Origin of the sequence: Geminocystis sp., from assembly GCF_041753295.1 — a bacterium.
Taxonomy (GTDB): domain Bacteria; phylum Cyanobacteriota; class Cyanobacteriia; order Cyanobacteriales; family Cyanobacteriaceae; genus Geminocystis.
Map to the genome: position 1 here is coordinate 1 of NZ_JBGSUU010000056.1, position 19,838 is coordinate 19,838.

Here is a 19,838-nt window from a genome sequence, read left to right on the forward strand (position 1 = left end):
AATGGTCAGTAATTTAACAGAAGAAATAAGGAAAATATTAGGATATTTTAGTAAAAAATGTCAAAAATATTATAGTTATTAGACAGATAAGAAATAAACAAGAAAAAAGAATAGGCAAAATAAAAAATAAGGTCAAAAAAGCCTTTATTTGTGCTGTCAAAAAATAAAAAAGATAGTCAAACAATTATAATTTTTAGTCAGAAGACAAAGATTTTCTATATCTGAATAAAAGTTAGATATAATTCAAGTATTGTTTTTTACAAACTACATGATGACGTGCGGAATGTGGGATATAAGTAAGCGAAATTAATTGTATATTTACTTTACGAAAAGCGAAAATGCAATCATGCAAGACAAATTATGAGTTATTTTCATTAATTTTAAAGTTCACAATCCCTAAATGGGTTAATATTTATGGGTATTTTTTTCTCTTTTTCCTTCAAAGTTCGAGGTAGAAGTAAAAGTTCTGTTGAGGAAGCAAGACAGAGTATAATAGCCTTATATTTATTAACGTCCATCTCAATAATTATCACTTTATGACAGAAAATAATAATCCCCTCAGTGTAGAAGAAAAAGAAAAAATAATGACATCTTTGTTACATAAAGAAGGCTCTTGGGTAGATTGGGGAAAAGCCTGTCAAATATTGCAACTAGGGGGAGTTAATAGTCAAGAAATTTTTGAAAATACGGGATTACAAACCAGTCAACAAAATTTAGTTATCGTTGGGGCACAAGTTTATGATAGTTTAGTTAAAGGTGAAGCCCAAGAAGATTTATTAACTTATTATCAAGGGCCTCGCAGTGATGTATTATATGAATTAAGGATTTTAAATCACCAAGAAAGACTCTCCGCAGCAATTTTAGCGAAGGAAAAACAGTTAGATGTAGATGGTGCGAAGGAAATAGCTAAAGCTATCAAACATTTTTCTCATCTTTCTCAACCGCCAACGGGTTTTACTCTTCACCCCGGGGATGCCATCGCTTATCAACATTGGAAAAATGCCCGTCAGAAAAAAACTTTAGCAGATAAAGCTCGATTAATTGCAGAAGGGTTAAAATTTGCTCATTCTTCTACTGCTAGACAACAAATTGAGCAATTATTGACACAAGCCGCTAATAGCGCATCGACAGCGACACAAAATGCCCCTTTATTGCCTCTTTATCGCATTGAAAATGACGAGCAATTACCCTGTATTTTACCCGTAGTTGGCACTTTTCCTTTAACGTCTTTAGATTTTAAAAAAGTTCCTATCTTTGAGGAAATCGAGCCTTTTGGCATGATAAAAATTAAGGAAAATATCCCTATAGTTTCTATTCCCAGTTGGCAAGTAATTTTAAAGGCGAAAAAACCAGCCGTCATTATGTGTAAAACTGAAGATTTACCGAAACTTCCTAGCACTAAATCTGAGGAATTATTAGTAGTAGTTGATTTAGATATTCAAGAATGGGATATAAAAAATTATTGGTTAATCGAAGACGAAAATACACTAAAATTTGATTGGTTTCAATCTAACCCTAATGGTAAAATTCTAGGACAATTATTATTAATTTTACGTCCGAAAAAAATCCTTGATGAAGATAATTTAACTCAACCTTGGCAAATGGATGATTAATAATTTTCTCAATTTTAGTAGCCATTAGAACATTAATCACTATAAACTATTCGTTATAAGTTATAGCTTGAGTTTCTTCTAGGGTAATAATTAATATTGACGAGATGAGTAACGAATTTAGAGAATTATTGAAAAAAATTGGTAGTGGTGCCCATACCCATAAAGATTTAACTCGACAAGAAGCGGCTTTAGGGTTAGAAATGATGTTGACTGGAATAGCCACTCCTGCTCAAATTGGTGGTTTTTTGATTGCTCATCGTATTAAACGCCCTACAGGAGTAGAATTAGCTGGAATGCTAGATAGTTATACTAACTTAGGGGTGAAATTATCAACTATTGATAACTCTCAATATCCTCTGACTATTTTAGGTATTCCTTATGATGGTAGAACAAGAAGTGCGCCTATATCTCCGGTGACGGCTTTAATTTTAACGGCGATGAATATTCCCGTATTAATGCACGGAGGGGCAAAAATGCCCACGAAATACGGCTTAACTTTAGCTGAAATTTGGGCAAGTTTAGGTATAGATGTTACTCAATTGTCTTTAACACAAGTAGAGAAATCTCTCAATGAAACTAATTTTGGTTTTCTTTATTTACCTCAACATTTTCCCCTAGCACATAATTTTGTACAATATCGAGAAGAAATCGGTAAACGTCCTCCTATTGCTACTTTAGAGTTAATTTGGCAACCCTATCAAGGAAAAAGTCATCTGATGGCAGGTTATGTGCATCCTCCCACAGAAAAAATGATTAGAGAGGCTTTAAAATTAAGACAAATAGAAAAATTTACTTTAATTAAAGGTTTAGAAGGTAGTGGAGATCTTAAATTAAATCAAACTAATATAATTGTAATAGATAATTGTGAGGAAGGATTCCAATATTTAAAAGTTAACCCTCTTCATTATGATTTAAAAGGTAACGATCCTTTATTATCTAGTTATGAAGAATATTTTGCACAATTAGAAAAAACTATTAGGGGAGAAAAATCAACTTTAACTCTTAGTAGTATTCTCAATGGTGGTTTTTATCTTTGGCGATGTGGTGCAATACATTCTTTAGAAGATGGTTTTAAAATGGCGCAAGAGTTAATCATAACGGGTAAATTACAAACTCACCTTGAGAAAATTAAAACTTGTTTTGAACATTAAATATTCATCATTACCATTTAAGCACACCTTGATCTTTTCCCTCTTCTATTTTCTTTTTACTATCTATTTCCATCCATGTGATAATTTGCTCACTGGTTAAGTCATTGATGGGGATATTAAAATCTTGGGCGATAACTTGTAATAACCTTAAAGATGAAATAGTTAAACGAGTTAAAAACTTTTCTGAAGATGTTAGTAAGGCTTTTTCGACTTCGAGGGATTCTTCTGGGGTTAAAAATTGTTGATTATCGATCATAATTTAGGAGTTAGGAGATAGGAGCAGTCCTTTTAATGCGTACATAAATACTAAAAAAAAAGACTCTGATAAACTAGATTATACCTGAGTTCGAGATTAAAAACCTTTTAGAATAAAGGCGATGGAGTAATAAGTGTTCAAATTTTAGGTAGAGAAAATAATTAAATAAAGGTAAATAATAGCAAAAAATGAGTTTTTCATAAGTTTAAATCAATTCTTCTTACTATCTCCCCGTTTCCTATCTCCTAACTCCCCGTTTCCTTTTATCTCCTAACTATATTTAACTAAGCTAATAATTGGCACATCAGGTAATTTATTTCTACCTTGTAAACCTTCTAATTCCACAATAAAACCATAAGCAACAATATCACAACCCATTTGAGTTAGTAAATCGGCTGTGGCTTTAGCCGTGCCTCCTGTAGCGATTACGTCATCTACAATCATCACTTTTGCACCTGCGGTAAAAGCGTCTTGATGAATTTCGAGAATATCTGTGCCATATTCTAAATCATACTCAATGGAAAAAACTTGAGCTGGTAATTTCCCTTTTTTACGCACAGGTACAAATCCTCCATCGAGATGATAGGCTAAAGCAGGAGCAAAAATAAAGCCCCTTGATTCAATACCGACAATATAGTCTGGTAAAACTTCTAACTTTTGAGTTTCCACAGCTAAACTATCAATGACATACTTTAAACCTTGAGCATTTTTAAGTAAAGTAGTTATATCTCGAAAAATAATACCCGGTTGAGGAAAATCAGGAATATCACGAATTAGTGCTTTTAAATCCATAATGTTTAATATTTTTAAGAAAATTTTGACGATAAAACAATCTATTTTTTTGTTTTGACAATGAATTGTATAATATAATGACTTTATTGAGTAAGGCAAAAGACAACTAACCAAAGTTATTTATTGTCCATTATCAATTATTAATTATTCCCACGATGACTCAATCTTTATCTTTAATGCCCGATTCTAATTCTAATTCTGAAGTAATATCCGAAAATGTATCACAACCTTTTATAATCCGCCAACTTCCCGATATTAGTTTACCTTCTACTAGCAGTATGATGAAACTGCAACAACATCTTGATTTATTATTATTAGCCTTAGAAGCACTACAATTAGGTGGCTCAGAATATATGTTAGCTACGGCAAAAGAGTTAGAATTAAATGAGATTATCAAAAATCGTCTTAGTCTATGGCGTTTACGTTGTAGCAATCCTTGGCGTAAATGTTATTCCAGAAATTCTTTAACTTTACTTCAAGCTAAAGCCTTAGTTTGTCTGGCTTCTGAAAGTGCCAAAAAATGTAATATTCCCCTTCGTCAACTTTTACTAGCTGTACAACAGATGAAAGATAAAGAAATGCCTTTAGCCAATAATTTTCGTCTGTCTGAATATTTTTCCCAATTTCAAGCTCATTTTCATCGTCGTATGAATCCCCTACGCGCGAAAGTATCTTTTTATTTATCCACCCCAGAAGAATTAAATTTATTAGCTTTATCTCTATTAGAAGAGTTATTATTTTGTACAGGCACAAGAGGAAAAGAAAGATTTTGGATTAGTCTTTTTGATGGTGAAGTCAAATAACTTCTTGAAATATAACTTTTATTTCTATTTATTAAACTATTTTTTCTTAATTTAAAAGTATCATGAGTAATCCTATGGAGCGTCAATATTTGTCACCTAACTGTATATTATCCTTACAAGGTTTTAGTGATGAGAATAATTCTTCTGATGTACCTATTTTATCAATCTTAAGTCAAGCACAATGTCAAATTATCGGTAATCCCATCATTTTAAGCGGTGGTTTAACTTTTATTCAACACTTAATCAAAGCCGTTAGCGCTTATAGTCAAACTTTATTAAGTGGTTTAAATCATACTTGGGAATCAAGTGACGACACAGATTATATTGTTTTACAGAAAATACCAGAAAAAAATCGTCATCTTTTAACTTGGCAGGAAAAAAAAGCACAAACAGAAAATCAGTTACAAATAGAATTAACTACAGTACAACTTTTTGATTTATTAGAAACCATTGACCAACTTTATGTAGATAAATACACTTTACCTCAATTAGAAGATAATCCTCAACCTTTATCTCGTCGTTATCGTCAAGGGGAAATATCGATAATCGAACAATCTACACCTATAACTTTAGGTTTTGCAAGTTTAGCTTTAGCCGCCATTGCTTTATTTATTCTCCCTAATCCTAACACCATTAAAGATCCAAATCAAGAACCTGAACCGAATATTAATAATACACAAACAATACCGCCATCTCCTCCACTTCCTGATAAATAATCCTAATTTTTTTGATTACTAGACTTAAATCTTCCCACTAAAAAGTCTCTTTGAGAAGAATGTTTTGTCTTTCTTCCAGACACACGTTTTCGCCACATTTTAAAGCTAGACTCTTTCATGGTTCGTCTCATTAAAGTAATTACTTGTTTCTCATCTAGGTCAAATTGTGCTTTAATTGCATTAAAAGATGTTCTATCTTCCCATGCCATCTCAATAATTCTGTCAATATCTTCTGGTTTTAAGTCAAGGAGTTTCATTAAGTAGTATAATGAAAATTAGTAATTTCTCAAAAAAAATTGTTAATTGTTAATCATTTTCAATAATTAAGAGGCTAAAGCCACTTCAATCATTTGTTGTAATTCGCCAGTTTGATATAATTCAATGAGAATATCACTACCCCCAATAAATTCACCATTGACATAAACTTGAGGAATTGTAGGCCAATTAGAGTATTCTTTGATACCTTGACGAATATCATAATCAGATAACACATCTACAGTTTCAAAAGGTATTCCGAGAGTATTTAAAATTTGGACAACATTGTTAGAAAATCCACACTGAGGCATTAATTTTGTGCCTTTCATGAAAACCACTACTTGGCTGTTATTTACGATGTCGTCAAGACGTTGTTTTAATTCTGGTGTCATATTAATCAATAAATTAAGATTACGAAAAATCATCAATCAATTTCTAGTTTAACCTTGATAGAGAATTTTTTTGAACATAAACTATTCTCTTATTTCCACAAAAATCTAATTTTGTTCATTTAACCATGAAGAAGGAGTATAAGTTTTCAAGGCTAAAGCGTGGATAGCTTCAGATTTTAGTTCATTTTGTAATGCACTATAAACTAATTGATGTTGCTTTACTTTTGTTTTGCCTTCAAAATCAGGAGAAATAACAATCGCTTCAAGATGATCTCCTCCGCCTGTTAAATCTTTCACAAAAACTTCAGCTTCGGAGATTTCTTCTTGAATAGTTTTTTTAACTTGTTCTAAACTTACCATAATCAATTAATTTCACAGATTATTTTTATACTTAAATTATAGTAGATCACGGTTTAAATATTTTTTAATAACTCAATTATTTATTGATAAATTTTATATTTTTGGCAGTATTTTTCACTTAATAAGTTTAACAATAAAAACTATTTTTTTTCGTTAGTAGAAGTTTGAAAAGGTGTTTCTACAAAGCCTATTTCGTATAATTGTTGATAAGATTTTCTACCTAATTCACTGGTAGGATTTTGAGAGCGAATGATTTGAATTAAAAGAGGTACAGATAATTCTGGTTTATTTTGGGCACGATGTACTAACGCCAGTTGATAAGTCGATTCATCTCTTAAAGCTGCCGTTTTTAAAGCCCCAGCCCGTTGCCCTTCTGCTAGACGATTATCAATACCTGAAAAACTTTCTGCTAATTGTAAATAAAAGTTAGAAAGTTGATTAAAAATTCGTCTTGATTGTTGTAATTTAGTAGCCGCTAAATCATAATTTCCTGCATTAATAGCAACTTCTGCTTCTTTCATTAATTTCTCGCCCCCTTGAAGACTTAAAAGGGTTTCAGTTTGATTAACGGGAGTTACAGTATTTTCTTCTAAAGGCTCTTGATTAGTATTTGATTGAGCTAAAGTAGTAGAAGTAAAAGACAAAATTCCTAAAGACAAAACTAAACTGATACTGTGCTTTAACTTATTTTTTGAGAACAAAGGTAACATACAAAAATTATGACTTAGTAAATAGATTATTATATATGATTTCTACTTTTGCCTCTACCATTTTTTCTTTTTGGTTTTGGCTTTCCTCGTCCCAAACTTATAGCAGATCTTATCATAAAGCTGTCCCAAAAGACGAGGTTTTAATGATAATAAGCCTTATCTTACCATAGAATTTAAAAATTATCGGTCAATTCTAAGGATGTTTTTTCTCCTGACTTTTATTATTGAAGACATCGAACTGAGGTAAAATTAGCATTACATCTATTTGATCATTGATTATGCAAGAATTTAGTGACTTTTTACGACATAAATGTGCTTATATGGCGATCGCCACTTTTAAACCGGGTAAATTTCCTGAAGCACAAAAACTATTTGAAGAAGCGGTAGCGACTTATAACAAAGGTTTCAAGGGTGCATATTTATTTCAGAAACCGAATACTGATGAGGGAATTGCCTTTATTATTTGGGAAAAAATAGAGGATATGGAAGAAAACCAAAACGAAACCTATGAAAAAATTATGGGAGAGATGAAACATTTATTTGCTTCACCGCCAAAAACTGATTTTTATGAATTATCCACAGAAATTAAACCTCAAAATTAATAAGGAATTCGTAGGGGCGAATGGTATTCGCCCAAATCATCGAAAAAAAGAAAAAAATGATATTCTCCCAAATTATCAAAAAAAAAGCATAGATAACTAACAGAATATGCTATAGTCATAACTTCAATATCGGTTCTTGCGATAAATAGTCGTGAGAGGAAAGAGGGAAAGAGTAGTTAAAATCTACCACTGTCCCGCAACTGTAATTAAGAAAGTTATTCTTATAAGTCAGAACACCTGCCGAGATGAATTAATAAGTGTTAATCTGCGAGGTACAGAATGAATACACGTCTCAAGAATCGAATCTGCTTAGGTTTAATAGCAGGTTTGAGCTGTTTTATGATCATTTTTTCTCCCACTCCAGCCTATGCCATGCACATCGCTGAGGGTTTTTTACCTGTGACATGGGCAGTTTTTTGGTGGGTTGTAACGATACCCTTTTTAGTTTTGGGGTTTAAATCTCTTTCTCGTATTACAAAAGACAACCCAGAATTAAAGTTACTTTTAGCTTTATCAGGGGCATTTGGCTTTGTGTTGTCAGCCTTGAAAATCCCTTCAGTGACAGGTAGTTGTTCTCATCCCACCGGCACGGGATTAGGGACAATTTTATTCGGGCCTTCCGTTATGGCAGTTTTAGGTAGTTTAGTATTACTATTTCAATCAGTATTATTAGCTCATGGTGGTTTAACAACTTTAGGTGCAAATGCTTTCTCTATGGCTATTGTCGGCCCTTGGGTTGCTTTTGTTGTTTATCGTCTTATAATCCTTAGCGGTAAGGAAAAATTAGCTATTTTCTGCGGTGCAAGTTTAGGAAATTTAGCGACTTATGTGGTTACTTCCATGCAATTAGCCATAGTTTTTCCTGCGGTGGAAGGCGGTGTTATGGCTTCATTTATCAAATTTGCAAGTATTTTTGCTATCACTCAAATTCCTTTAGCCATCAGTGAAGGTTTTTTGACGGTGTTGGTGTGGAATTGGCTACAGTCTTACGCCATTAACGAATTACAAACCTTAAAACTATTAAATAATCAACCATAAAAACATAATTAAAACTATGGCTAATAAAGAAGTAATAACATCTCAACCTAAAAAGAAACAAGGTAACTGGTGGTTAATCTTATCCGTAATTTTATTAACAGTTTTACCCTTAATTTTTGTCAAAGGTGAGTTTCAAGGTGCTGATGGTAAAGCAGAAGAATTAATCACAGAAATACAACCTAATTATAAACCTTGGTTTGAACCTTTATTTGAACCTGCTAGTAATGAAATTGAAAGTCTTTTATTTGCTTCTCAAGCAGCATTAGGTGCAGGATTTATCGGTTACGTTATCGGATTTTATAAAGGAAGGAAGAAATAATTAATTACTCATTACTCATTACTCATTACCTATAAATGCACCATCAAATTGATTCTTTAGCCTATAGTAATAAATTGCGATGGCTTCCTCCTGAACATAAATTAATATTTGCTTTATCATTATTTATTTTAGGTTATTTATCTACTTTTTATATCCAAATTTTAATCAGTGTTTGGTTAATAATCTGGATAGTTATTTATAGTGGAATTCCTTTTGTTATTTATTGTCAATTATTAGGAATTCCTTTCGGTTTTTGGTTGATGAGTTTACCTCCTTTAATTATTGGTATCAGCTTTTCTTCAAATATTAATAATTTTCAAGAAGATGTTATTTTTAGTTTTCCATTAGGTAATTTTTTCTTTTATTTTAGCCACCAAGGTATTATTCAAGGCTTAATGATCTTTTCTCGCTCATGGTGTTTAACTTCTTGTATGTATTTTATTCTTTTAACTATACCTTTTAGTGAAATTATCAGGATTTTACAAAAATATAAATGTCCTTCTTTATTAACAGATTTATTATTATTAATGTATCGCTTTATTTTTATTTTAACTACTACCATATCTGAATTAATCAGCGCCCAAAAATCTCGTTTTGGTTACATTAATTGGCGTAGAGGAATGTATAGTTTAAGTTTGGCGATCGCACAATTATTAACAAAATCTTTAGAAAACTATCGACAAATATCATTAGGGTTAACATCAAGAGGATTTAACGGTGAATTACGAACATGGCACTCTCGTCGCTATAAGACAAACTGGCGTTATTTAACCGAAGCCATAGCAGGTTATAGCTTTTTATTGATGATAATATTAGTAACTAAGTAAGCAAAATTATTTATTACTGAAACCTAACTCCTAACCTTTAGGAATTATGAATTAGAAATTAGAAATTAGAAATTAGAAATTAGAAATTAGAAATTAGGAATTAATTACTCATTACTCATTACTCCTATAATCCCCTAATTAGATAACTGTGAGTTTATCACCATACCACATAGATTCTATTTTTTCGATGATTAATTTGCCTGTTTGATAGGTTTTTTCTGGACTATTTTCCGTTAATAATACCGTTACATGACCGAGTTTTCTACCTATACGAGATTCAGATTTACCATACCAATGAACAAATGTACCTAATTTTTCGATGTTTTGTCGTTTCTCCAGATAATCAGAATTTGCCGATTCATAGCCTAGTAAGTTAATCATGACGGCGCCAGAAGTTTTTAAGTCGATATTCCCCAAAGGTTTTCCCGTGATTGCCTGTAACTGTAAAGCAAATTGAGAAGTATTACAAGCATCAATAGTATAGTGTCCTGAATTATGGGTGCGAGGTGCAGTTTCGTTAACTAGAATTTCCCCATTTTTCGTTAAAAATAATTCAATGGCTAACACTCCCACATAATCTAAGGCAATCAATAATTTTTCTGCCATAGACTCAATTTCTCTAATTTTATCCGCACTTAACAAAGCTGGGGCGATTACCCAACGGCAAACTTGATGATGTTGATAAGTTTCCACCACAGGATAAATTTTAATTTCACCTTTAACACTACGAGCGGCGACAATAGCTAATTCTCGTTCAAAAGGGATAAATTCTTCTATTAATAAGGGAATATCCTCAAATTTAGGCAAAATCTCGGTTAATTCTCCTTGAGAATGAAGAATAATCGTACCTTGTCCATCATAACCATGACGACGAGCTTTTAACACCAAAGGAAAAGAAAAAAAATCAAAATCTGCAATGGAGTCATACTCCCGAAAATGAGGCACAGGAAAATTATTATTTCTCAAAAAACATCTTTGCTCATATTTATCCAATAACGGCGATAAACTAGAAAGACGAGGATAAAAACAAACTCCTTCATCCGCTAATTTTTGTAACTCATCTAAATTAACAAATTCATTTTCAAAGGTAATAATATCAGAATGTTTAGCTAATTTTGCGGTAGCCATAAAATCATTGATAGGAGCAAAAATTACTTTTGTAGCTAAATTAACGGCAGAATCAGAAGGGCTAGGAGTTTGTACTAAAATATTAATATTTTCTGAGGGTGCTACTTGTGCCATCATCCAAGCCAATTGCCCTCCGCCTATCACTCCTATTTTTTTTCTCATTCTTTCACTGTATCTTCTGCGACTATTTTCACTGGTTATCTTAGCAGATTCTGGAGTTTTTTGTAGATTTAATTTAATTTAATTTTCCGTAAAATATTTTAAAAAACAAAATTTTACTCTAAAGTAAAAACAATTTTAACCTTAGAGTAAACTTAATTTAAACGGATAATATGATCTTTTTATTTAATCCCATTAACCATTAATTAATCACAAAGTCTTTATCTAAAATTACATTAAAATTAGAGTTAGGTTGGACTACTAATAAATCTACTTTATTTAATCCTAAAAATTGAGGAATTAAAGTGGCTAATAATCCCGCACCAGTACCAATTAATAACTCTTCCGTGGCGATCGCCTTATCTCCTGTCACCGCAGAAATAGCAGCCGCAGCAGCAGTACCCAAAGCAGCATTTTTCAAAAGATTATTAAAATTAGTACCTTTAGAAATAGTTTCAGTTTTAGTAATAACTTGAGAAGAAGCACTAAGATTATAGGTTTTACCCTTAGCTACTTGGACTTTTTGAGCAAAAAATCTTGTACCCTTACCAGAGGGACGCAATTCCCCTATAATTTTACTATTACGAGGAATTATCACTACACCATTATTAGCGACATCACTAGCAACTATTAAAGTCAAAGGTACAGTTTCATCTTTAGTTAATAAAATCTTTTGTTCTTCATATTTAACAGGAATATTAGTGCCATCAGCCAGACGAGATTCATTAACAGTAGGAGTTAAACCGACAATATAATTAGAATTAATAGCCTGTAATTGTCCTTGAGAAACTAAAGCCTGATAAATAAAAGCGGCAACTTCTGCACGGGTAGCATTATTAACAGGATTTAATTGTTGTAAAGTAGGGTGATTAACCACCAGTTTATTTTCTGTGGCAGCAGCTACGGGTAAACGAGCAAAATTAGAAATATTATTAGCATCGTTATAGAAGTTGAGAATACTATTAACATCCTGATTAGAGCGATAATTTAACCCATTAGCTAAGGATACCAGAACTTGCTCTCTAGGAATATTTTGTTCAGGGCGGAAAATTTGTCCGGGATAACCCGAAAGAAAACCCATAGCGTAAGCATTATTAATAGCATTATTAGCCCAATAATTGCTAGATACATCAGAAAATTTAAGGGGAGATCTTACCTGATTTTTTTTCATTGCTTGTTGTAGCATAGCCGCAAACTGAGCTCTTGTAACGGGTGCATCAGGTTTGAATGTTCCGTCAGGGAAACCAGCTATAACCCCTTCTCTTACTAAAGGATTAATAAATTGTGCTGCCCAATAATTAGAAGAAACATCCTGAAATTGGGAATTTTGTGCCATTACAGCAACAGGATTGAATAAAGATGTAGCGAAAGGAAGACTTGTACTTACTCCTAAGGTAAAAGTAAGAAGTAAAGCAGTCGTGGTTTTTGATTTATTTATTTTATTCATAGTAATACCTTAACATAAACATTTATTTTCAAGACCATATTTAGACCAAATAAGTTCCTAGAAGAAAATCAAAAGGTTTACTTAATAATCTTAATTAGTCTGTCTATTTTTCACTTAATTTTGTTTAGTTAAAAGTATTAAAAATTATTTTTTGAGTTATGTTTTAGATTTGAGGATATTTTCTATTCCAGACCCACTGTAAAATTATGATCTGGAACAGATAATATATTATGCTTTGCGAGAGTAGAACTCAATAATAAGTAATTCGTTGATATTTAAAGCAACCCATTCTCTTTCAATAACACCGTTAACTTTACCTACGAGGTTATCTTTATCATATTCTAAATGACTGGGAAGGTTAGCCAAACCGGGGTTAAGTAGATTATTTTTAACAATATTAACAGAACGATCTCTTTTTCTAACGCTGACAACATCACCAGGGCGACACTGATAACTAGCAATATCAACTACTTGATCATTAACCATGATATGACCATGATTCACCAATTGACGAGCACCCGGAATAGTAGGGGCCATGCCAAGACGAAAAACGGTATTATCAAGACGCATTTCTAATAATTGTAATAATACTTGACCAGTAGATCCACCTACTCGACGAGCTTTTTTTACATAACGAATTAATTGAGTTTCACTCAAGCCATAGTTGTAACGAAGTTTTTGTTTTTCTTCGAGACGAACGGCATATTCAGAGCGTTTACGGCGATTTTGTCCGTGTTGTCCGGGTGGATATTGACGACGAGCATTTTTACGAGTTAAGCCGGGTAAATCTCCCAAACGACGCACTACCCTCAAACGAGGTCCTGTATATCGGGACATACTTACTAATTTCTCCTTAGATATTTTTTATATTTAGACCCAAACATACTATCATATATCAAAAATGGCAAATCGGAAATAGGTTAACAACTAAAATTACCTCACTCAACTATAAAATTTTCGTTAAGGGAAGAAGATAGGATTAAGAAAATAGGAGATTTTACTCATAATTGATTTAAACATTAGTTAAATTGATTTTCAAGGATTATTTACTAAAGTTAATTTTTGAGAGGTTGATAAAATTTGGAAAAGCCACTACTGTTAAACCTTTATTTTTGATCCTTAACTGACGTTACGCACTGATTCAAATGTTAAGTTAAGAGAGGTTTCAGGTAGCAGGTAGCAGGTAGCAGGTAGCAGGTTTCAGGTTTCACTGAGATCTTGCATCAGATCAAAAATACTTAATAAACAAAAGTTAAAAAATCAATTTTAGTATAGTTTGAGTCAATTTTAATCCCTTTGCACTTTGCCCTAGCATCACCAGTTAATTTTTAAACGAGGTGCAAGATCTGAGTTTCAGGTTTAAAACCCTCAAACATTGATTCGTCAGTCAAAGGATTTACTTCGACATTTCGAATACGACCCTTAGACTACGCTAGGGATGCTAGGGGGCAAGTCAATGCACCCCTTCCCTCAATAGACTCTTGTACAAGAAGAAAAAGAAGAAAATCAATAAATATAAGTTTCTTGTCAATTCTTTAACCTAACACGCCCCAACACCTAACACCTAAAACCAACAATTAATTCTATTTTTGCGTAACATCAGTCCTTAATATAACTATCGTAAGTATTTTGTAATAAGATAGCTATAGTCATTGGACCTACTCCACCCGGTACTGGAGTAATATAACTAGCGATTTCTTTAACTTCATTAAAATCCACATCTCCCACTAACCTTCCTTTTCCGTCAGGAGTTTCTAAGCGATTAATGCCTACGTCAATAACTACTGCATTAGGTTTTACCATGTCAGCAGTTATCATTTCAGGTTTTCCCACCGCAGCAATTAAAATATCTGCTTCTTTAGTTACTTCGGGTAAATTAAGAGTTTTAGAATGAGCAATAGTCACGGTGGCATTTTTTTCGAGTAACATTAAGGCAAGAGGTTTCCCTACTAAAATACTTCTACCGACAACGACAACTTTTTTTCCCGCTAAATCAATGTTATATTCTGTCAAAATTTCCATAACACCAGCCGGAGTACAACTTCTTAAGCCTTTTTCCCCTCTAACTAATTTGCCTAAGTTAATGGGGTGAAGTCCGTCAACATCTTTTTCAGGGGCGATGGTATGTAATAATGCCACAGAATCGAAATGATCAGGTAAAGGTAATTGTACTAAAATTCCATCTACAGAAGTATCATTATTTAATTCCTCGATGACTGCTTCTAATTCTTCTTGAGTAATATCCGAAGGAAAATGTTTGCCAAAGGATTTCATCCCAATTTTTTGACAAGATTTTTCTTTATTTCTGACATAAACCGCACTAGCAGGATTATCTCCTACCATTAACACCGCTAATCCGGGAGGGCGTTTTTTTTCTGCTATTTTTTCTTCAATAGCTATTTGTAAACGAGATTGAATTTTTTTTGCTAAATTTTTACCGTCTAAAATCTTAGCGACCATGTTATTATTAGTTATTAAAAATCAAATTTAACATATACTTCAAACGATTATAAAAGCAAGTAGTGGCAAAATATCGTTTATTTAATTAATTTTTATGAAGTTATCAGCTAAATCTCTCAGTTTACTTTCACTATCTTTTTTTTTTTGGGAATCATTAGTTGTACAAATTTAATTAATTTTGGTTTAGCCTCCGCTGACACCACTAAAATTGAAGAAATCAAAAATCATCCAGATTTAAAAACAACCATTAAAGTAAAAGGAACAATCAAAAAAATTATTCCCTTACTAGGGCGTAAAGCCTATGAAATAAGTGATCAAACGGGTTCAGTATGGGTTATAACTGAGCATAAAATTCCTGCTATTGGTGAAGTTGTTTCTATAGAAGGTATTTTGAAATATCAAGATATTCTCATTGATGGGGAAAATCTGAAGGAGTTTTATCTTCAACAGGTAGAAAACCCTCAAAACAATAATTCTCATCAAGATTCTAAGTTAGAAGAAGAACAAATACTCGATTCAACTCCTGAGAAAGAAGAAAATAAGTTATAACACAGAAGAAAATCCCTAGAAAAAAGGGAAGAACTTTAATGAGTATTCCCTGTAGAATATTTAATACCCTATACCTGATTCGTAATTTCTAATCACTTTTGCCAAAAAATTATCATAATAGTAGATATTGATTAATAGGATTATAAAAATAATCTACTCCTATTAAATAGTAAACTATTAAATTTAAGATTTAAAATCTAATTAACATTTACCAAAAACAGTTATAATATAGTACAATTAGGGCAATTTGTGGATGAAAAACGGAAAAATACGAATATACGATTTATCAAAAGAGCTTGTATTAGATAATAAAGACGTATTAGAAATATGTTCTAAGTTATCCATTGATGTAAAAAATCATAGCAGTACTATTACTGAATCTCAAGCCGAGAATATAAAAGAAGCAGCCAAAACCTATCATATGACATCTGCCAATAACCAAGTTAAAAAAAACACTACTAACCACCATAAAGAATCAAAAAATACCCCAACTTCAGACTTGAAACCAAAAAATAAAAAGCAAGAAATCCTTGCCATATACGCTAATAGCGATCAAGAATCTCCTGTTACCGATAACTCAAAAGACTCTCCTGTGCTTTTAACTCCCCCTCGCCCACAAATGTCTTCTTCGGAAACGGATCAAAGTATTACGACAAAACCTAAAGAATCAGTAGTTACCCCTGATTTGAGTTTAAAAGCGCAACCACCACGTCCTCAAGTTAGTCCTAATAAACCCGTCAATAAACCAATCATTCCCATTACTTTATCTAATAAATCGGAGTTACCCAACAAAAGTAGTGATAATGAATTAGCAGAAGTATCAGGGGATCAAGATACAACACCTAAGCCAAAGATTAATAAAATCAAAACAGGTACACCACCACGTCGCTCTAAAAATAATCAGCGTCGTCGAGAATCTATAGAGGTTTTAGAAATAGATCCTTCTGATAAAGATGCGGCAGTTAAACCCATTAAAAAATCTCCTAATCTTAAAGAAGAAGGTAGTTTCGACACAGAGCAAAATAAACCGAATGCACCTAAGCCAAAACTACAACGACCTCCTCAACGACCAGTAGCCGTTGCCTCACCAGATTTAGATCTCGATGAAGATGTAGATGAAAACTCTCTCAATGTGGTTGATGATGATTTTGAAAGAGAACCTCTCCTTCTCGAAAAACCCACAAGAGCGAAACAAAAACCGAAAAAACCTTTAGGTAAAGGAGAAGAGCCTACTTGGGAAGATGATGAGGATAGTTCTAAAGAAGGTAAAAAAACCGTTAAAAAACGCCGTTCTTTAGTAATTGATGATGACGACGATGATTTAACAGATTATCTCGATGAGGATGATCTTGATGGTGAAATGCTCAATTTAGCTTTAGCACGTCCAGAAAAACAAGTTAGTGATCAACAACCTAAGCCACCAGAAAAAAATCGCTCACCAAGAAGACAAAAACCAAAATTAGATAGAACTGAACTTAAAGTAGATAAAAAATTAAAATCTGATAAACAACAATTACCTGAATTTATTACACTGAAGAAAAATCCGACTTTAAGAGAATTAGCAGAATTACTTAATACTCCCGATACAGAGATTATTAAACAACTTTTCTTTAAAGGTATTGCAGTTAATATTACCGAAACTCTGGATTTAGAAATAGCTCAAATGGTTGCAGCAGAGTTAGGAGTTGAAGTTATTACTGAAGAAGAAAAAGCTAATGCTACTAAAACGGAAATGCTCACGGAGACAGATCTTGATAACCTTCAAACTCGTCCTCCAGTAGTTACCATTATGGGTCATGTGGATCATGGTAAAACAACTTTATTAGATTCTATCAGAAGTACAAAAGTTGTACAAGGAGAAGCAGGAGGTATTACTCAGCATATTGGTGCTTATCATGTGGACGTAGAGCATGAAGGTAAAACTCAGCAAGTTGTATTTCTTGATACTCCGGGTCACGAAGCCTTTACGGCAATGAGGGCAAGGGGTGCAAAAGTAACAGATATAGCAATTTTAGTTGTAGCAGCAGATGATGGTGTAAGACCACAAACCAAAGAAGCCATTAGCCATGCTAGAGCGGCTAAAGTACCTATTATTGTGGCAATTAACAAAATTGATAAACCAGACGCTAATCTAGATCGTGTTAAACAAGAATTAGTTGATTTACAGTTAGTACCTGAAGATTGGGGCGGTGATACTGTTATGGTACCTGTCAGCGCTTTAAATGGTCAAAACTTAGATACTTTGTTGGAAATGATTGTCTTAGTGTCAGAAATGGAAGAACTTTCTGCGAATCCTGATCGTATGGCAAAAGGTACAGTTATTGAAGCACACTTAGATCGTGCTAAAGGACCTGTAGCTACTTTATTAGTACAAAATGGAACTTTACGAGTCGGGGATATTATCGTGGCTGGTTCTGTGGCAGGTAAAATCCGAGCGATGATTGATGATCGTGGTGATAAAGTAGAAGCGGCGACTCCTTCTTTTGCTGTAGAAATTCTCGGTTTAAATGAAGTTCCAGCCGCCGGAGATGAGTTTGAAGTTTACAAAAATGATAAAGAAGCTAAAGCGATCGCTGAAAGTCGTGCTTCTGCTCAAAGAGATGACCGTTTACAACAAGCTATGTCTTCCCGTCGAGTTACTTTAAGTACTTTGTCTGCTCAAGCACAACAAGGAGAATTAAAAGAACTTAATTTAATCATTAAAGCTGATGTTCAAGGATCTGTGGAGGCTATTTTAGGATCGTTAAAACAGTTACCTCAAAAAGAAGTTCAAATTCGAGTTTTGCTTTCTAATGCTGGAGAAATTACAGAAACTGATGTTGATTTAGCCGCAGCTAGTGGCGCAATTATACTTGGTTTTAACACAACTTTAGCTCCCAATGCCAGACAAGCAGCAGAACAAGAAGGAGTTGATATTCGGGAATATAACGTAATCTATAAATTGCTTGATGAAATTGAAGGAGCAATGGAAGGATTATTAGATCCTGAAGAAATCGAGGAAAGTTTAGGGACTGCTCAAGTAAGGCTCGTATTCTCCGTAGGTAAAGGGGCTGTAGCAGGTTGTTATGTTCAATCTGGAAAAGTTCTCAGAAATCGCTTTATTCGAGTTTTACGCAACAATCAAGTAGTTTATAGCGGTAATTTAGATTCCTTACGTCGGGTAAAAGATGACGTTAAAGAAGTTGCTGCAGGTTTTGAGTGTGGTATCGGTGTTAATAAATTTACTGACTGGCGAGAAGGAGATATGATTGAAGCCTATGAAATGGTATTCAAACGTCGTACTCTTTCTCAGTAATTTTAGTCACTAGATTTTAAAATAAGATAAGCTGTGAATCTTTCTAATTTATTTGGAATGTATTTTCAGCTTATTTTTTATATTTGGTTTATGATTGATTATCATAAGTAATTACTGAATATGTGATAATGTTACGAATTAACAATAATTCTTTTTATGTCTGGATAATTGCTTATATTATTGGTTTATTATTAACAGGATTTTTCTCCTTATCTCAAGGACTTTTTTTCACTATTACTGCTTTAATTCTTACCCTTATTAGCAGTTTTTTACTCCCTAAATGGCGAAAGTTAAAGTTAAATCTTGTTACTTGTTTTATCGCTGGTTTAATGGTTATTAGCGGATTTTATTATCTACATTGGCGCACTCCAATCCCTGATAATCTCGATATTAGTCATCAAATAAATTCATCATCACAAAATTTTAATTCTTCTATCACCGTCACGGGAATAATTTTAAATACTCCTCGATTAAATCAAAATAATAACGCCAGATTTGTCTTTCAAACACAAAAAATTGATAATAACGGGCAGGTTGAAAAAGTAACTGGAAAAGTTTATGTTACCGCACCTTTATTGCAAGTTACTGGTTTATATCCTTCTCAAATATTAACCATACAAGGAAGATTATATGCACCATTACCTCCTTTAAATCCAGGAGGTTTTGATTTCGGTGGTTATTTAAAACGAGAAGGAATTTTTGCAGGATTCTCGGCTAATTCAGTAGAAATAACAAAAGAAGGTAATTGGTGGGGGAGGAATTTAGCTAATTTTCGTCAACGCATAATTCAAACCCATGTTCGTTTTTTAAAAGTACCTTATGGGAATTTAGCGGTACTTAAACAAAACGATAAAAGAAATTAGGTTATAATTTTTGTATTATAACGTTTTTAGGTCAAAATGAAAGAAACAACATCTTCATCAATGCCACCATGTTTTAATCGCTGGTGTCAAAAAATAGATCCAG

At 32.9% G+C, this 19,838-nt stretch carries 21 protein-coding genes and 1 riboswitch; of the genes, 11 read left to right on the forward strand and 10 right to left on the reverse strand.

The features are described 5' to 3' along the window. Nucleotides 1–536 precede the first annotated feature (536 nt). Complete coding sequence (locus ACEW8E_RS05930; protein WP_373479414.1) at nucleotides 537–1,613, forward strand: RuBisCO accumulation factor 1; 1,077 nt, start codon at nucleotides 537–539, stop codon at nucleotides 1,611–1,613. A 104-nt stretch (nucleotides 1,614–1,717) separates the two neighbouring features. Next, nucleotides 1,718–2,764, forward strand: coding sequence for an anthranilate phosphoribosyltransferase family protein (locus tag ACEW8E_RS05935; RefSeq protein ID WP_373479415.1), 1,047 nt, complete (start codon nucleotides 1,718–1,720; stop codon nucleotides 2,762–2,764). A gap of 10 nt (nucleotides 2,765–2,774) precedes the next feature. Here the strand turns inward: ACEW8E_RS05935 and ACEW8E_RS05940 are convergent, their stop codons facing one another. Together ACEW8E_RS05940 and ACEW8E_RS05945 are read right to left on the reverse strand one after the other, a co-directional pair. Beyond that, nucleotides 2,775–3,020 (reverse strand): hypothetical protein, encoded by a 246-nt coding sequence (locus ACEW8E_RS05940; RefSeq protein ID WP_373479416.1) that lies wholly within the window; start codon nucleotides 3,018–3,020, stop codon nucleotides 2,775–2,777. Nucleotides 3,021–3,290: 270 nt separating this feature from the next. Continuing rightward, the gene (locus ACEW8E_RS05945) at nucleotides 3,291–3,812 is read right to left on the reverse strand and encodes an adenine phosphoribosyltransferase (RefSeq protein ID WP_373479417.1); all 522 of its coding nucleotides are present in this window, start codon (nucleotides 3,810–3,812) and stop codon (nucleotides 3,291–3,293) included. A gap of 155 nt (nucleotides 3,813–3,967) precedes the next feature. Between ACEW8E_RS05945 and ACEW8E_RS05950 the strand changes: the two genes are divergently transcribed. Both ACEW8E_RS05950 and ACEW8E_RS05955 read left to right on the forward strand, forming a co-directional pair. Then, nucleotides 3,968–4,615 (forward strand): DUF3038 domain-containing protein, encoded by a 648-nt coding sequence (locus ACEW8E_RS05950; protein ID WP_373479418.1) that lies wholly within the window; start codon nucleotides 3,968–3,970, stop codon nucleotides 4,613–4,615. Between the two features lie 62 nt (nucleotides 4,616–4,677). Further along, the gene (locus ACEW8E_RS05955; RefSeq protein WP_373479419.1) at nucleotides 4,678–5,331 is read left to right on the forward strand and encodes a DUF4335 domain-containing protein; all 654 of its coding nucleotides are present in this window, start codon (nucleotides 4,678–4,680) and stop codon (nucleotides 5,329–5,331) included. Between the two features lie 2 nt (nucleotides 5,332–5,333). Here ACEW8E_RS05955 and ACEW8E_RS05960 read toward each other — a convergent pair whose 3' ends face one another. The 4 genes from ACEW8E_RS05960 to ACEW8E_RS05975 form a co-directional block, all read right to left on the reverse strand. Continuing rightward, complete coding sequence (locus tag ACEW8E_RS05960; RefSeq protein ID WP_373479420.1) at nucleotides 5,334–5,588, reverse strand: TIGR03643 family protein; 255 nt, start codon at nucleotides 5,586–5,588, stop codon at nucleotides 5,334–5,336. Between the two features lie 66 nt (nucleotides 5,589–5,654). Continuing rightward, nucleotides 5,655–5,978 carry a Grx4 family monothiol glutaredoxin gene (grxD, locus tag ACEW8E_RS05965; RefSeq protein ID WP_373479434.1) on the reverse strand — a complete coding sequence of 108 codons (324 nt, stop codon included), beginning with the start codon at nucleotides 5,976–5,978 and terminating at the stop codon, nucleotides 5,655–5,657. Nucleotides 5,979–6,083: 105 nt separating this feature from the next. Continuing rightward, on the reverse strand, nucleotides 6,084–6,338 hold the full coding sequence (locus ACEW8E_RS05970; RefSeq protein ID WP_373479421.1) for a BolA family protein: 255 nt from the start codon (nucleotides 6,336–6,338) through the stop codon (nucleotides 6,084–6,086). A gap of 140 nt (nucleotides 6,339–6,478) precedes the next feature. Continuing rightward, complete coding sequence (locus tag ACEW8E_RS05975) at nucleotides 6,479–7,048, reverse strand: hypothetical protein (RefSeq protein ID WP_373479422.1); 570 nt, start codon at nucleotides 7,046–7,048, stop codon at nucleotides 6,479–6,481. A gap of 278 nt (nucleotides 7,049–7,326) precedes the next feature. On the opposite strand from ACEW8E_RS05975, the gene ACEW8E_RS05980 reads away from it, so the two are divergent. The 4 genes from ACEW8E_RS05980 (at nucleotide 7,327) to cbiQ (ending at nucleotide 9,834) form a co-directional block, all read left to right on the forward strand. Further along, on the forward strand, nucleotides 7,327–7,650 hold the full coding sequence (locus tag ACEW8E_RS05980; RefSeq protein WP_373479423.1) for an antibiotic biosynthesis monooxygenase: 324 nt from the start codon (nucleotides 7,327–7,329) through the stop codon (nucleotides 7,648–7,650). Nucleotides 7,651–7,763: 113 nt separating this feature from the next. Then, nucleotides 7,764–7,910: riboswitch (cobalamin riboswitch) on the forward strand. A 19-nt stretch (nucleotides 7,911–7,929) separates the two neighbouring features. Continuing rightward, a complete protein-coding gene (locus tag ACEW8E_RS05985) occupies nucleotides 7,930–8,688 on the forward strand; it encodes an energy-coupling factor ABC transporter permease (protein WP_373479424.1) in 759 nt (252 codons plus the stop codon). Nucleotides 8,689–8,704: 16 nt separating this feature from the next. After that, the gene (locus tag ACEW8E_RS05990; protein WP_373479425.1) at nucleotides 8,705–9,007 is read left to right on the forward strand and encodes an energy-coupling factor ABC transporter substrate-binding protein; all 303 of its coding nucleotides are present in this window, start codon (nucleotides 8,705–8,707) and stop codon (nucleotides 9,005–9,007) included. A 35-nt stretch (nucleotides 9,008–9,042) separates the two neighbouring features. Next, entirely contained in the window at nucleotides 9,043–9,834 is a 792-nt protein-coding gene (gene cbiQ, locus ACEW8E_RS05995) for a cobalt ECF transporter T component CbiQ (protein WP_373479426.1), read from the forward strand. Between the two features lie 138 nt (nucleotides 9,835–9,972). On the opposite strand, the gene ACEW8E_RS06000 is transcribed toward cbiQ, so the two are convergent. From ACEW8E_RS06000 to folD, 4 genes are all read right to left on the reverse strand, one after another. Beyond that, nucleotides 9,973–11,124 carry a 5-(carboxyamino)imidazole ribonucleotide synthase gene (locus tag ACEW8E_RS06000; protein ID WP_373479427.1) on the reverse strand — a complete coding sequence of 384 codons (1,152 nt, stop codon included), beginning with the start codon at nucleotides 11,122–11,124 and terminating at the stop codon, nucleotides 9,973–9,975. Nucleotides 11,125–11,323: 199 nt separating this feature from the next. Continuing rightward, the gene (locus ACEW8E_RS06005; protein WP_373479428.1) at nucleotides 11,324–12,568 is read right to left on the reverse strand and encodes an S-layer homology domain-containing protein; all 1,245 of its coding nucleotides are present in this window, start codon (nucleotides 12,566–12,568) and stop codon (nucleotides 11,324–11,326) included. 228 nt (nucleotides 12,569–12,796) lie between these two features. Further along, nucleotides 12,797–13,405 (reverse strand): 30S ribosomal protein S4, encoded by a 609-nt coding sequence (rpsD, locus tag ACEW8E_RS06010; RefSeq protein WP_373479429.1) that lies wholly within the window; start codon nucleotides 13,403–13,405, stop codon nucleotides 12,797–12,799. A gap of 762 nt (nucleotides 13,406–14,167) precedes the next feature. Next, on the reverse strand, nucleotides 14,168–15,028 hold the full coding sequence (folD, locus tag ACEW8E_RS06015) for a bifunctional methylenetetrahydrofolate dehydrogenase/methenyltetrahydrofolate cyclohydrolase FolD (RefSeq protein WP_373479430.1): 861 nt from the start codon (nucleotides 15,026–15,028) through the stop codon (nucleotides 14,168–14,170). A 144-nt stretch (nucleotides 15,029–15,172) separates the two neighbouring features. Between folD and ACEW8E_RS06020 the strand changes: the two genes are divergently transcribed. The 3 genes from ACEW8E_RS06020 (at nucleotide 15,173) to ACEW8E_RS06030 (ending at nucleotide 19,735) form a co-directional block, all read left to right on the forward strand. Further along, nucleotides 15,173–15,577 (forward strand): hypothetical protein, encoded by a 405-nt coding sequence (locus tag ACEW8E_RS06020; protein WP_373479431.1) that lies wholly within the window; start codon nucleotides 15,173–15,175, stop codon nucleotides 15,575–15,577. 253 nt (nucleotides 15,578–15,830) lie between these two features. Next, the gene (gene infB / locus ACEW8E_RS06025) at nucleotides 15,831–18,872 is read left to right on the forward strand and encodes a translation initiation factor IF-2 (protein ID WP_373479432.1); all 3,042 of its coding nucleotides are present in this window, start codon (nucleotides 15,831–15,833) and stop codon (nucleotides 18,870–18,872) included. 128 nt (nucleotides 18,873–19,000) lie between these two features. Next, nucleotides 19,001–19,735: a ComEC/Rec2 family competence protein gene (locus tag ACEW8E_RS06030; protein ID WP_373479433.1), complete on the forward strand. Its 735-nt coding sequence runs from the start codon at nucleotides 19,001–19,003 to the stop codon at nucleotides 19,733–19,735. Nucleotides 19,736–19,838 lie beyond the last annotated feature (103 nt).

Coding starts and splice junctions, on each gene's coding strand:
- ACEW8E_RS05930 (WP_373479414.1), top strand. CDS start 537: ATGACAGAAAATAATAATCCCCTCAGTGTAGAAGAAAAAGAAAAAATA.
- ACEW8E_RS05935 (WP_373479415.1), top strand. CDS start 1,718: ATGAGTAACGAATTTAGAGAATTATTGAAAAAAATTGGTAGTGGTGCC.
- ACEW8E_RS05940 (WP_373479416.1), bottom strand. CDS start 3,020: ATGATCGATAATCAACAATTTTTAACCCCAGAAGAATCCCTCGAAGTC.
- ACEW8E_RS05945 (WP_373479417.1), bottom strand. CDS start 3,812: ATGGATTTAAAAGCACTAATTCGTGATATTCCTGATTTTCCTCAACCG.
- ACEW8E_RS05950 (WP_373479418.1), top strand. CDS start 3,968: ATGACTCAATCTTTATCTTTAATGCCCGATTCTAATTCTAATTCTGAA.
- ACEW8E_RS05955 (WP_373479419.1), top strand. CDS start 4,678: ATGAGTAATCCTATGGAGCGTCAATATTTGTCACCTAACTGTATATTA.
- ACEW8E_RS05960 (WP_373479420.1), bottom strand. CDS start 5,588: ATGAAACTCCTTGACTTAAAACCAGAAGATATTGACAGAATTATTGAG.
- grxD (WP_373479434.1), bottom strand. CDS start 5,978: ATGACACCAGAATTAAAACAACGTCTTGACGACATCGTAAATAACAGC.
- ACEW8E_RS05970 (WP_373479421.1), bottom strand. CDS start 6,338: ATGGTAAGTTTAGAACAAGTTAAAAAAACTATTCAAGAAGAAATCTCC.
- ACEW8E_RS05975 (WP_373479422.1), bottom strand. CDS start 7,048: ATGTTACCTTTGTTCTCAAAAAATAAGTTAAAGCACAGTATCAGTTTA.
- ACEW8E_RS05980 (WP_373479423.1), top strand. CDS start 7,327: ATGCAAGAATTTAGTGACTTTTTACGACATAAATGTGCTTATATGGCG.
- ACEW8E_RS05985 (WP_373479424.1), top strand. CDS start 7,930: ATGAATACACGTCTCAAGAATCGAATCTGCTTAGGTTTAATAGCAGGT.
- ACEW8E_RS05990 (WP_373479425.1), top strand. CDS start 8,705: ATGGCTAATAAAGAAGTAATAACATCTCAACCTAAAAAGAAACAAGGT.
- cbiQ (WP_373479426.1), top strand. CDS start 9,043: ATGCACCATCAAATTGATTCTTTAGCCTATAGTAATAAATTGCGATGG.
- ACEW8E_RS06000 (WP_373479427.1), bottom strand. CDS start 11,124: ATGAGAAAAAAAATAGGAGTGATAGGCGGAGGGCAATTGGCTTGGATG.
- ACEW8E_RS06005 (WP_373479428.1), bottom strand. CDS start 12,568: ATGAATAAAATAAATAAATCAAAAACCACGACTGCTTTACTTCTTACT.
- rpsD (WP_373479429.1), bottom strand. CDS start 13,405: ATGTCCCGATATACAGGACCTCGTTTGAGGGTAGTGCGTCGTTTGGGA.
- folD (WP_373479430.1), bottom strand. CDS start 15,028: ATGGTCGCTAAGATTTTAGACGGTAAAAATTTAGCAAAAAAAATTCAA.
- infB (WP_373479432.1), top strand. CDS start 15,831: ATGAAAAACGGAAAAATACGAATATACGATTTATCAAAAGAGCTTGTA.
- ACEW8E_RS06030 (WP_373479433.1), top strand. CDS start 19,001: ATGTTACGAATTAACAATAATTCTTTTTATGTCTGGATAATTGCTTAT.